We start from the raw sequence: 11,275 nt of genomic DNA, 5'->3' as shown, positions 1-11,275 counted from the left end.
GTGTACGCACCGTGCGGGGGAACGCCCGGCTGCTCCACCATGCCTGCGGACTCCCGCCGTTCGCCCGGAGGGCGGGCTCTGCGGCGAGAGTGCGTGCATGGCGTCGTGGAGCAGGCGGGAGTCCGACGACACGGCCTAGGCGCCGCTCAGGTCGCCAGGGACAGGAGCCGGCCGGCCAGCTCCGCGAAGGGGCCGTCGGCCGGCTCGTCCCGCATCATCGTGCGCACCAGCGCCGCCATGTCCGGGTCGTGGGCCGCGCTGACGGCGGTCAGCGCGGCGAAGTCGTGCACGAGCTGCGTCTCCAGTTCGGCGCGCGGGATGCGGCGGCCGTCCAGCCAGAGCAGGGCCGTGGACTCGGCCAGCGAGATCCAGGAGCGGACGACCAGCTCCAGCCGCACGGGCGCCTCGGCCACGCCCAGATGCGACAGGATCTGGTCGTACGCGGCCTGCCGTACGGAGTCGATGAGCGCGTGGGTCGCCGACGCGTGCTCCCGGGAGCCGACGCCGTCCGCGGGCACCGCCGGGCCGCCGCGCATCAGCGCCGAGAAACCGGGCCCGTGCTCGTCCACGAAGTCGAAGTAGCGGCGCATCACACGCAGCAGCCGGGCGCCGAGCGGACCCTCGTGCGGTTCGTCGAAACGGCTCGCGAGATCGTCCGCGGCCCGCTTCAACGCGGCCTCGTACAAGCTGAGTTTGCCGGGGAAGTAGTGGTAGACGAGCGGACGCGAGATGCCCGCCGCCGTCGCTATCTCGTCGATGGAGACCTCGTCGGGCGAGCGCCGGCTGAAGAGGTCGAGGGCGACACCGATCAGCTGCTGCCGCCGCTCCTCGACGCCCATTCTGCGGCGAACCCCGGTACTCATGCCGAACACCTTACCGATCGGATTCGGCCGCCGGTGTTCACATGTCGAGCACCAGGCGGTCGCCCCGGGCCCGTGAGACGCAGATCAGCAGGGAGCCGGTCCGTTCCGCGTCCGTCAGCAGCTCGTCCCGGTGATCGACCTCGCCCTCCAGCACCCGCTGCCGGCAGGTCCCGCAGAATCCCTGCTCGCAGGAGTAGGCGGTGTCGGGCAGCGCGCGCCGCACGGCGGCCAGGACCGAGGAGCCGGCCGGCACGGTCAGGGTCCGCCCGCTGCGGCGCAGTTCGAGCTGGAACTCCGTGTCACCGGCGGCCCCGGCGCCGGGCGTGAACCGCTCCGTGTGCAGGGTCGCCCCGGCGGGCAGCCGTTCGCGTACCGCCGCCGTCAGACCCTCCGGGCCGCAGCAGTAGACCGCCGTCCCCTCGCTCACGTCCGCGAACAGCGCGTCCAGGTCCGGCCGCCCGTCCTCGTCCCCGGCGGCGACCGTCAGCCTCCCCCCGCCGGCCCCCGCCCCGGCGAGCCCGCGCAGCCGGTCCAGGTACGGCATCGACGCCCGCGTCCGTCCGCTGTACAGCAGCCGCCAGTCGGTGCCGTCCGGCAGGGCCCGCAGCATCGGCAGGAGCGGGGTGATGCCGATACCGCCGGCGACGAAGACGTACGACGGCGCGTCCACCAGCGGGAAACGGTTCCGGGGGCCGCGCACCTCGAGCCGCGTGCCCACGGTGAGCCGTTCGTGCACCTCGCGGGAACCGCCCCGGCCGTCCGGCACCAGCCGCGTGGCGACCGTGTAGCACGAGGTGTCCGCCGGGTCCCCGCACAGCGAGTACGACCGGACCAGCCCCGACGGCAGGACGAGGTCCACATGGGCTCCGGGCTCCCAGCGCGGCAGACCGGCACCCTCCAGCCGCAGTTGTACGACCCCGTCGGCGACCGTCTCCCGCGCGGTGAGCAGAAGCCGCGGCGCACGCGGGCGTGGCCGGCCGGAGACCGGCGGGTCCAGGGCGGGCAGCGGCCACAGCGGGGAGGCCCTGATCCGGCGGCGCAGGGCCCGCCGGGTGAGCAGGGCGGCGCCCGCGACGAGCGCGACGGCCCGCGGCCCGGGCGTCACGCCTGCCTCCCGGCGGCGGCCAGCGCGGCGGGGGAGGCGGCCAGATAGGCCACGGCCTGGGCGGTGGAGCACTCGTGCGAGGGGTGGTAGGCGCGGCTGAGATAGCGGGGTACGGACCGCAGCATGTCGCCGGTGGCCGGCAGGACGCCCTGCCGGCCGCGCAGCCGGAACTCCCGGAACGAGGCCCTGGCGTCGACGAGGGCCGGGTCGTTCTCCAGGAAGAAGCGCACTCCGCGCTGCCACAGGAACACCAGCGCCGAGAACGCCAGCGCCCAGGTCCGCACCCGTCGCCGGTAACCGCCGTCGACGTGCAGGAACAGGTCGAAGGCGACCGAGCGGTGCTCGACCTCCTCGGCGCCGTGCCAGCGCAGCAGGTCCAGCATGGTCGGATCGGCGCCGCGCCGGTCCAGCTCGGCCGCGTTGAGCACCCAGTCGCCGAGGAAGGCGGTGTAGTGCTCGATGGCGGCGATCAGCGCGAGGCGTTCCAGCAGCCACCAGCGGCGCGGCCTGCCCGGCGGCAGTGAGCGGTCGCCGAGCAGCTTCTCGAAGAACCAGTCGACCTGGGCGGTGTACGGCGTCGGGTCCAGTCCCTGCGCCCGCAGGTGCGGCAGGACCTCGTCGTGGGCCCGGGAGTGCATGGCCTCCTGCCCGATGAACCCGACGACGTCCTCGCGGAGCCGGTCGTCCCGGATCAGCGGCAGCGCCTGCTTGTACACGTGCACGAACCACCGCTCACCGGCGGGCAGCAGCAGGTGCAGCACATTGATGGTGTGCGCGGTGAACGGGTCGCCGGGCACCCAGTGCAGCGGGGTGTCCGCCCAGGAGAAGGACACGTCGCGGGCGTTGAGGGCGACCCGCTCGGACTCCACCGGCCGGGCCTGCTTATGAGACATGGCGTCAATGTACTGGCGGGTACGGCGCGTGAGAACCCCCGCGCCGCACCTTGTTGACGTCGGTGTCAACGCGGGCCGATCACCGCAGCCCGGTGATCCGCCGCCCGTCCGCCAGCGTGCCGGCCAGGTCGGCCCGGACGCCCTGCGTGGCCCTGGCGGTCAGCAGCGGGCCCCGCGCCGACGCGGTCACCCCGCCCGTCGCCGAGACCGAGGACATGCCCGCGCTGCCCGCGGCCAGCAGGTACCAGTGCCCGCCCGCCGACTTCCACAGCACCCCGGCCAGCACATGGGGATCCCGCGGCCCGCAGGCCGGTACGTCCGTGCCCTTGGCGACGACCGCCCCGGCCGCCCCGCCCGGCGTACCGAACTGGGCCAGCGCGGCCGTGCCGTCACCGCGCCAGGTCTCGGCCCGCGTGCACACCCACGCACCGGCCCCGCTGCCGTCGGGCAGCGGCTGCTCGGCGTAGGCCCAGGCGTTGACGCTCCGGACGCCCGCCGAACGCTCGGCCGACAGCGAGCAGGCGAACGGCGCCCACGTACGCAGGGGTCCGGCACCGGTCACCTCGCCGGCCGAGCCGGGGCGGCCGGCCGTGAGATGGGCCGGGACCAGCTCGCCGAGGTCGCTGGACACCTGGGTGCCGGCCGGGCCGGTCAGCTGGAGGACGGTCCACGAGGTGCAGGAACCGGACCGCAGCGCGGGGCCGGCCAGCGGCGCGGTCACCCCGTCGGTTACGGTCAGCGGGACGGCGGCCGCCTCCGGCTTCGTCAGGTCCCGCTGGGCCGCCTTGCGCACCCACGGGGCGGTCAGATAGCGGACGTTGCCGTCGGAGCGGCCCAGCACCAGCGCGCTCGCCCCGGCCCCCGTCGCGCCGTCGACCCGGGCGAAGTCGAGGGCCGCGCCCCCGGTGCCATCCCTCGGCTCGGCGTACCGGGCGATGCGCAGCCCGTCGTACAGGAGCACCACACGGGCGTTGTCCACCTCGCCCGCGTACAGCAGCTGCGGCGGACCGGCCGGGCCGCCGGTCGCGGTGCCCGGGGTCGCCGAGACGTGGACCGTCTCCCCGGGGCGGGCCCAGACCGCGAGGGCGCGGCGCAGGAGGGCCTGGTCCCCGGTGAGCGGTCCGCGCGCGGGCCACGCCGAGAAGTCGGTGCGGGCCGCGGTCCGCCACGCGGTGGGGGAGACCCGGGTCAGCCTGCCGGGGTCCAGGGCGGCCTCGGCGGCCGGGTTCTCGGCGTAGACGGGCGCGGCGGCGCCGTCCGGGCCCCAGCCGCCGCCCGGCAGGGCCACCAGGACGCCGCACACCGCGAGCGCTGCCGCGGCGGCGAGTGCGGCCCGGGCGTGCTGGCGGCGGCGCATCAGGTCGGTGGGCCGGGCCTGGAGGGCGCACGGGTCGAACTCGGGGGAGGAGAGCAGCCCCGGGTGCGCGGGCACACTGTTCGCCGAGGCCAGTGCGCCGCCCGGATCATCCACGCCGGCGGCCTCGAGGAGCTCGCGGACGTCCGGGTCGGACAGGTCCTCCAGACCGCGCAGCACGTAGGCGGCGCGGGCCGGGGCGGACAGGGCGGACAGCCGCTGGTCCAGCCCGAGGGCGTCCGCGCCGCCCGAGCGCGGGATCAGCCGCAGGCCCCACACCAGGGGCAGCGGCGGCGGCAGCTGGGAGAGCCGGGGCAGGCCCGTGCGCGGGCGGGCCGCCTCCAGGGCCGCCCGCAGGACCCGGCCGCGCAGGTAGGCGTACTCGGGGTCGCCCTCCCGGTCCGGCGGCTGGGCCGGGATCAGGGCCGGCCGCTTGCGGCCGCGGGGCAGGGCGCGCTGGGCGAGGGCGTGTGCGGTCAGCACGCGGCGGCTGCGGCCGGGGCCCGGCGGCAGCACGAGGTAGGCGAGCCGTACCAGCCGGGCGTAGTGCTCGACGAGCGCGGCCTCGGCCTGCTCGACGCCGACGGGACCGGCGGAGGCGGGTGCGTGACGCGGGGCTACATCCTGTGACTGCACGTCCGGAAGAACGAGCGAGCCGTGGGTTGGTCACCGCCGGACGAGTGGTTCACGCCTCCGGTTCGACGAGTGCGCGCGCGTAGGCGGCCATCGACCGCTGGTAGCGCGGCAGATGCGGGGCCAGAGCGCCGAGCACGAGGGCCAGCCCTTCGCGGTCACGGCCGAGGGAGGACAGACACAGGGCGAGTACGGCGCGCACCGCGTCGTCCAACTCGTCCGACGGCGCGTCCAGTTCGGGAGTGAGGAGCCGGACCCCCTCCGCCGCCTGCCCGATGTTGCGCAGCGAACTCGACAGCTGGATCCGGGCACGGCGGCCCTTGTACCCCGTCAGTCCACGTTCCAGCGCCAGCCGGTACAGCGGCACCGCCCGGTCCGAGCGGCCGGTCGAGTCCCAGGCGCACGCCGACTCGAAGGGGCCCAGCGGACTGCCGGCCGGCAGTTCGGCCACGAGGGCCTCGATCACCGCGCGGAACTCGTCCGCCCGCTCTGGCGGATACCTGTCGAAGGACGCCCAGGCGGCGGCCACGCGGTCTTCCCAGTCCTGGTTCACCGGGTCAGCCTCGCACACGTGTGCGCGCCGCGGCGAAGGATTTGAGCGGACCGCCGCCGGGAGACGTATCCGAGGGCGCTGGGGCATGCTCGGCTCACCAGGACCGGAGGAACAGATGAGGTTGACAAGGCTGCTGCTCGGCGCCGCGGCCGTGACGGCGCTGGCGGGCTGCGCCCCGGGCGCCCGCACCGAGGCGGTGCCGCCCACCGCGACCGGCAGCCTGGAGCGCCTGGCCGCCGAGGTGCGCTGCAAGCCGGACATGCAGACCGACGCCGACGAGATCCGCCAGGCCATCTGCCGCAACGGCGACGGGCGGTTCGTCCTCGCCACCTTCGCCACCGACCGCGGCCAGCGCGAGTGGATCAACGAGGCGAAGGACTACGGCGGCCACTACCTGGTCGGCCGCAAGTGGGTGGCCGTCGGCGACGACGGGACGGTCAAGGCGCTGCGCGGCACGCTCGGCGGCGACCTGGAGGCCGGCACCGACCACCACGCGCACAGCGGCTGACCCGGCCGCGGCGCGGGCACGGCGAAGGCCGGTGACGGGAGGGGGACTCGTCACCGGCCTTCTGTCATGCGGCCCCGGCGGGGATCAGGAGCAGTTCTGCCCCCGGTTGAGGCAGTCGGCGATCCTGTTGGCCAGTCCGTTCTTCGTGATGCTGATGAAGTCGTCGTGGTCCGTGGCCGCCTTGTGCAGCTGCTCCGGGAAACCGTCCACCGCGTAGGCGTTCTTCACCTGGCCGTTCTGCACGACCGGCGGGGTGATGTCGTACACCAGGCGCATCGTCAGCTGCGGGATCGCCTTGAAGCCGTTCGGGCAGACCCCGCTCGCCGGGTCGGGGAAGGCGACGTGCGTACGGTGGTTGGCGCTGTCGGTGTTCTGCCCGTCCCAGCAGTTCTGGAAGGCGAACGTGCGCACCACCTTGCTGCCCTGCGGGCAGATCGGGTACTGCTGCGTCAGCTGGACCTTGTTCTCGAAGCCGGTGCAGCTCCAGTGCGCGTTGGCGTTCGCCAGGCCGTTGGTGGTGGTCTTGGCGTCACCGGTGATGATGCGCAGGAACTGCGGCATCGCGACCACCTTGCCCGCCGGGCTGCCCACGTACTTGATCTGGGCCTGGGCCGGGGTCAGGATCTTGCCGACGTTGCCTTCCTTGCCGCCGCCGTCCTTGTTCTGGTCGAAGTCCTGCGAACCGTCCTGCACGCGCACGACCGGCCAGTAGTACGACGACAGGTCGCTCCGGTTCTGGCAGCTGGTGCCGCCCTGGAGGAAGGTGTTGTTGCTGGCGAACGCGTCGATCTTCTGGTTGCCGACGTAGTCGTGCAGGTGGTGCGCGCCGTTGGTCACGCCGGGCGCCACGATCACGTTGTCGGTGTTGTGGTTCTTGTTGGCGTTGACACCGCAGCGGGTGGTGAACGTACCGGTCGAGGCGTTGGCGCTCTTTCGCGGCTTGCCCTGGACATTCGGCGCCACCTTGGTGATGTCGACGAAGTCGGCCGCCGCCGGGCCGTTGCCGGCCTGCCCGCCGACGTTGCCCTGCTGACCGTTGTTGCCCTGCTGCTGACCGTTCTGACCCTGCTGCTGACCGCCGGTGTTGTTCTGCTGACCGCCGTTCTGCTGCTGGCCACCGGTGTTGTTCTGCTGGCCACCGTTGTTCTGCTGGCCGCCGGCGTTGGTCTGGTTGGCGGCCTGCGTCGTACAGGCGGCGAGCTGCCGGAGCGCGTCGTCGAAGGAACCGCCGACCCGCTGGATGTCGATCCGGATCCGGTCGATCGTCGCCGCCCGCTTCTCCTTGAGAGGGCCGACGATCGCGTTCTGTACGAAACTCGTGTCCCTCGTCTGCGCGTTGCGGGTGGAGGCGAGCCGGGCGTAGGCCTCGGTGATCTGCTTGTCGAGGTTCGCCAGCTCCGTCGCCACGCCCTGACGGGCCGCGTTCGGCACGTTCGTCAGCTTCTGGCCGACGTCCGGGCAGGAGATGGTCGCGACCTGCGCCGTCGCGGCCTTCGTCTGGTTGCCTCCCCACGTCTGGTGGTCCGGCTCGTGCGCCGAGGCGTAGAAATTCGCCCAGATCAGCCCGCCCCCGCCGAGCGCTAGGGCCGCCGATGCGGCTATGGCCTTGGTAGCCAGCGGCGTACGGCGTTTGCGTGTGTTGCGTCCCATGGAACTCCTCTGACTTCCTTGCGGGGCAGCATCGAGGCGCCCGACAGGAGTGAAGCGGCGCCCTTCCATACGCACGCCGTCGCGGAGGTGTTCAGCCGTCCCGCGAATTCCTCCGGGGACGACCGCGCCACACACGCCGCAACAGCCGCCCGGGCAGCGGATGTTCGGCGGAGACCAGCGGTCGCGGTCGAGGTGGGCGAGGACGGCCGGAACGCGCCGGTTGCCGGCGCCGGACGTGGCGGTGGTCGACGTACGCCTGCCGCCGGCGCTCACCGACGAGGGCCTGCGGTGCGCGCTCGCGGCCCGGCGGGAGCGGCCCGGGCTGCCGGTGCTCGTCCTCTCCCGGCACGTCGAGCAGATGTACGCGCGCGAGCTGCTCGCCGACGGCCCCGGCGGCATCGGGCCCGGCCCGCCCGGTCACTGGGCGGAGCCCGACGTCAGGGGGTGGTGCCAGGCACACCCCCGGCGCCGGCCAGGAGCTCCGCCTCCACCCGCGGGTCCAGGCCCGTGGGAGGCCGGTCCGGCCGCAGCGGGACCGTGCCCCCCGACTCGGTCAGCCACCGCCAGGTGTCCGCGACCGTCTCGCCGGCCGGCCGGCACACCAGGCCCGTCGCCAGCGCCCGCGACACATCGGCGCCGTACACCGCGGTGTGCAGTTCGCCGTCCGGCGGCACCCACACCGGCAGCTCCGTCCACGGCGCGATCCCGGCGCCGAGGATCACGTCCGGATCGGTCCAGCGCAGCTCCGCGTCCGCGCCGGTGACCCGCACGCAGGCCTGGAGCAACTCGTCCATGGTGGTGTGGCCGAGCGGGCTCGCCAGGTTGTACGGCCCGCTCAACTCCCGTTCCACGGCGCCCAGCAGCCAGTCGGCGAGGTCGCGCACATCGACGTACTGGAGGGGCATGTCGCGCGGGCCGGGCGCGAGGACGGGGCCGCCGCGGGCGATACGGGTCAGCCACCAGGGCAGCCGCCCGATGTTCTCGTACGGGCCGAGGATCAGCCCGGCCCGGACCAGGAGGGCACCGGCGGAGCCGAAGGCCCCGACGGCGGCCAGTTCGCCGCCCCGCTTGTCCCGGGCGTAGTCCGTCGCCGCCGCGCCGGCGGCCGCGCCCTCGACCAGCGGCGCGTCCTCCGTGCCGCCGACGGGCCGGGGCGAGTCGTACACCGACCGGCTGGAGACGTACACGTACCGCCCGGCCCGGCCGCGCAGCAGCCGGGCCGCCGCGTCCACGGCACGCGGCGCGCCCGACCAGGTGTCGACCACGGCGTCCCAGCCGCCGCCGTCCGCCGCGAGCGCGGCGAGGCCGTCGGCGGCGGTGCGGTCACCGTGCAACGCCCGCACGCCCGGCGGAGGCCGGTGCCGTCCCCGGTGGAAGACGGTCACCTCCCAGCCGCGCCCGAGCGCGCCCTCGACGACGGCCCGCCCCACGAACTCCGTACCGCCCAGCACCAGAAGTCTCATGCCGGGATGGTGCCCCGTCCGGGGGCGGACCGGAACCGTACTCTGCCGAGGGCAGAGCCGGGGAGGGTCAGCGGCCCGCCGGCGGGGTGTACTTGTAGCCGACGCGGCGCACCGTCTGGATGGTCTGACGGTGCTGGGCGCCCAGCTTGCGGCGCAGCCGGGCGATGTGGACGTCGACGGTGCGGCCGTCACCGACGTGGCCGTACCCCCACACCGTGGTGACCAGCTGGTCGCGGGTGTGCACCCGGTGCGGGTGCGCCACCAGGTGCGCGAGCAGCTCGTACTCCAGGTAGGTCAGGTCGAGTTCACGGCCGTCCACGCTGGCGGTGCGCTGCACGGGGTCGATCCGCACCAGCGGCTCGGTGTCGCCGCCGTCCTGCTCGGCCTCCGGCCGGTCCGGGACCGCGACCGGCAGGAACGGGGGCCGCTGGTCGGCCGGGACCAGCACCAGGTAGCCGACCATCGGCGGCCGGCCGGGCAGGGCGGGCAGGGTGTGCTGCGGCGCGGGCAGCCAGGTGGCGCCGGGCGGCAGGAGGTCCGCGACGTCCACCACCTCGTCCCGGTCGACGGCGCGCAGCCGGTGCCGGGTGCCGTTCTGTGCAGGGGAGTCGACGGCGGCGGTGGAGAGGGAACGGGTGGTCGCCATGAGAGGTCAGCTCTTTCGCGCGAGAGGTTCGTCGGGCAGGACGGCGGCCACGATTCGTGGTCGGGCGCGCCGGGGACGTACGTCGTTTCGCGCTGGCCGAAGGCCGGGGGTGTACGGCTTTAGAGGGCCCGCGCGTTCGTCGCGCGGCAACACACACGGTCGAAGTCATGGTGCTGACGGGAAGGCCAGAACGGCTCGAGGTCGTGACGACCCGTCGCGGTGATCATCTGGAAGCCGGCCATGGGCCCATTGAAGCAGAGGCGCACGCCCGGCAGGAGTCTCCTCTCACTGCTTGGACGCTTCCTTGGCATGAAATTGACATTGCGCGCGACCGTCGGACCTGGCTGAACGCCTGGTCAGAGGGCTGAGGGCCGGTGGACGTGTCCGTAATGCCGTCTCACTCCTCGGACGGCACCGCCGAGGCCGGCGGCGACGGCACGCGCGAGGGGGCGCCCGCCATGACGGCGGGCGCCCCCTCGGAAGCGGTCGGCGGATCAGACCTGTCCGGCCTTCTCCAGCGCGGCGCAGCAGGTGTCCACCAGCAGGCGGGTCACCACGTACGGGTCGACGTTGGCGTTCGGACGGCGGTCCTCGAGGTAGCCCTTGCCGTCCTTCTCGACCTGCCACGGGATACGGACCGAGGCGCCGCGGTCGGAGACGCCGTACGAGAACTCGTCCCACGGGGCCGTCTCGTGCAGGCCCGTCAGCCGCTCGTCGATGCCGGCGCCGTAGTTCTTGACGTGGTCCAGCGGCTTGGAGCCCTCGCCGAGCGACTCGCACGCGGTGACGATCGCGGCATAGCCCTCGGGGCCCTCGCGCATCGCCCTGGTGGAGAAGTTGGTGTGCGCCCCGGCGCCGTTCCAGTCACCCTTGACCGGCTTGGGGTCGAGGGTCGCGGAGACCCCGAAGTCCTCGGCGGTGCGGTACAGCAGCCAGCGGGCCACCCACAGCTGGTCCGAGACCTCCAGCGGGGACAGCGGGCCGACCTGGAACTCCCACTGGCCCGGCATCACCTCGGCGTTGATGCCGCAGATGCCGAGACCGGCCCTCAGGCAGTTGTCCAGGTGGGCCTCGACGATCTCGCGGCCGAAGATCTCGTCGGCGCCGACACCGCAGTAGTAGCCGCCCTGCGGGGCCGGGAAGCCGTTCTCGGGGAAGCCGAGGGGCCGGGAGCCGTCGAAGAAGGTGTACTCCTGCTCGATGCCGAACACCGGCTCCTGCCCCGCGAACCGCTCCGCGACCTCGGCCAGCGCGGCCCGCGTGTTGGACGGGTGCGGGGCCATGTCCGTGTCCAGGACCTCGCACAGCACCAGGATGTCGTCGCCGCCGCGGATCGGGTCCGGGCACGTGAGGACCGGCCGCAGCACGCAGTCCGAGGAGTGGCCCTCGGCTTGGTTGGTGGAGGAGCCGTCGAAGCCCCAGAGCGGCAGCGCGTCGAGACCGGCCGGAGCACCCGTGATGATCTTCGTCTTGGAACGGAGTTTGGCCGTCGGCGCGGTGCCGTCGATCCAGATGTACTCAGCCTTGAAGGTCACGGGGCCACATCCTTCGGGGTGGGTCGGTCGCACGCACGGGTGCCGCGGCGCTGCGGCACCGGGGCGCCGCGA

Annotated in this window: 10 protein-coding genes and 1 pseudogene; 2 read left to right on the top strand and 9 right to left on the bottom strand. The window is 73.9% G+C overall.

Annotated elements, in window-relative coordinates; all coding sequences use genetic code 11:
* Positions 1 to 146: 146 nt before the first annotated feature.
* The 5 genes from ABZ117_RS30275 to ABZ117_RS30255 form a co-directional block, all read right to left on the bottom strand.
* Positions 147 to 863 (bottom strand): TetR/AcrR family transcriptional regulator, encoded by a 717-nt coding sequence (locus ABZ117_RS30275; protein ID WP_356825264.1) that lies wholly within the window; start codon positions 861 to 863, stop codon positions 147 to 149.
* 37 nt (positions 864 to 900) lie between these two features.
* A complete protein-coding gene (locus tag ABZ117_RS30270; protein ID WP_356825262.1) occupies positions 901 to 1,968 on the bottom strand; it encodes a PDR/VanB family oxidoreductase in 1,068 nt (355 codons plus the stop codon).
* Positions 1,965 to 2,861, bottom strand: a complete 897-nt coding sequence (locus ABZ117_RS30265) for a metal-dependent hydrolase (RefSeq protein WP_356825260.1) — start codon at positions 2,859 to 2,861, stop codon at positions 1,965 to 1,967. Before ABZ117_RS30265 ends, ABZ117_RS30270 begins: the two co-directional genes overlap by 4 nt.
* A gap of 79 nt (positions 2,862 to 2,940) precedes the next feature.
* Positions 2,941 to 4,851, bottom strand: a complete 1,911-nt coding sequence (locus tag ABZ117_RS30260) for a hypothetical protein (RefSeq protein ID WP_356825258.1) — start codon at positions 4,849 to 4,851, stop codon at positions 2,941 to 2,943.
* A gap of 49 nt (positions 4,852 to 4,900) precedes the next feature.
* A complete protein-coding gene (locus ABZ117_RS30255; RefSeq protein WP_356825256.1) occupies positions 4,901 to 5,401 on the bottom strand; it encodes a tetratricopeptide repeat protein in 501 nt (166 codons plus the stop codon).
* 115 nt (positions 5,402 to 5,516) lie between these two features.
* Here ABZ117_RS30255 and ABZ117_RS30250 point away from each other — a divergent pair, with 115 nt between their 5' ends.
* Positions 5,517 to 5,909 (top strand): hypothetical protein, encoded by a 393-nt coding sequence (locus ABZ117_RS30250; protein WP_356825254.1) that lies wholly within the window; start codon positions 5,517 to 5,519, stop codon positions 5,907 to 5,909.
* 84 nt (positions 5,910 to 5,993) lie between these two features.
* Here ABZ117_RS30250 and ABZ117_RS30245 read toward each other — a convergent pair whose 3' ends face one another.
* The gene (locus ABZ117_RS30245) at positions 5,994 to 7,559 is read right to left on the bottom strand and encodes a DUF1996 domain-containing protein (RefSeq protein WP_356825252.1); all 1,566 of its coding nucleotides are present in this window, start codon (positions 7,557 to 7,559) and stop codon (positions 5,994 to 5,996) included.
* Between the two features lie 229 nt (positions 7,560 to 7,788).
* Between ABZ117_RS30245 and ABZ117_RS30240 the strand changes: the two are divergent.
* Positions 7,789 to 7,962 (top strand): annotated as a pseudogene (locus tag ABZ117_RS30240) (DNA-binding response regulator); the annotation flags it as partial.
* A 34-nt stretch (positions 7,963 to 7,996) separates the two neighbouring features.
* On the opposite strand, the gene ABZ117_RS30235 reads toward ABZ117_RS30240, so the two are convergent.
* The 3 genes from ABZ117_RS30235 to glnII form a co-directional block, all read right to left on the bottom strand.
* Positions 7,997 to 9,022: an NAD-dependent epimerase/dehydratase family protein gene (locus ABZ117_RS30235; RefSeq protein ID WP_356825250.1), complete on the bottom strand. Its 1,026-nt coding sequence runs from the start codon at positions 9,020 to 9,022 to the stop codon at positions 7,997 to 7,999.
* A 67-nt stretch (positions 9,023 to 9,089) separates the two neighbouring features.
* Positions 9,090 to 9,668, bottom strand: a complete 579-nt coding sequence (locus ABZ117_RS30230) for a winged helix-turn-helix domain-containing protein (RefSeq protein ID WP_356825248.1) — start codon at positions 9,666 to 9,668, stop codon at positions 9,090 to 9,092.
* Between the two features lie 494 nt (positions 9,669 to 10,162).
* The gene (glnII, locus tag ABZ117_RS30225) at positions 10,163 to 11,203 is read right to left on the bottom strand and encodes a glutamine synthetase (RefSeq protein WP_356825246.1); all 1,041 of its coding nucleotides are present in this window, start codon (positions 11,201 to 11,203) and stop codon (positions 10,163 to 10,165) included.
* Between the last annotated feature and the right edge of the window lie 72 nt (positions 11,204 to 11,275).

It is taken from the genome of Streptomyces sp. NPDC006309 (genome assembly GCF_040613095.1).
In the GTDB taxonomy this organism is placed as follows: Bacteria; Actinomycetota; Actinomycetes; order Streptomycetales; family Streptomycetaceae; genus Streptomyces.
This window is presented reverse-complemented; position numbering and strand designations above follow the sequence as displayed.

Coding starts and splice junctions, on each gene's coding strand:
- ABZ117_RS30275 (WP_356825264.1), bottom strand. CDS start 863: ATGAGTACCGGGGTTCGCCGCAGAATGGGCGTCGAGGAGCGGCGGCAG.
- ABZ117_RS30265 (WP_356825260.1), bottom strand. CDS start 2,861: ATGTCTCATAAGCAGGCCCGGCCGGTGGAGTCCGAGCGGGTCGCCCTC.
- ABZ117_RS30250 (WP_356825254.1), top strand. CDS start 5,517: ATGAGGTTGACAAGGCTGCTGCTCGGCGCCGCGGCCGTGACGGCGCTG.
- ABZ117_RS30245 (WP_356825252.1), bottom strand. CDS start 7,559: ATGGGACGCAACACACGCAAACGCCGTACGCCGCTGGCTACCAAGGCC.
- ABZ117_RS30235 (WP_356825250.1), bottom strand. CDS start 9,022: ATGAGACTTCTGGTGCTGGGCGGTACGGAGTTCGTGGGGCGGGCCGTC.
- ABZ117_RS30230 (WP_356825248.1), bottom strand. CDS start 9,668: ATGGCGACCACCCGTTCCCTCTCCACCGCCGCCGTCGACTCCCCTGCA.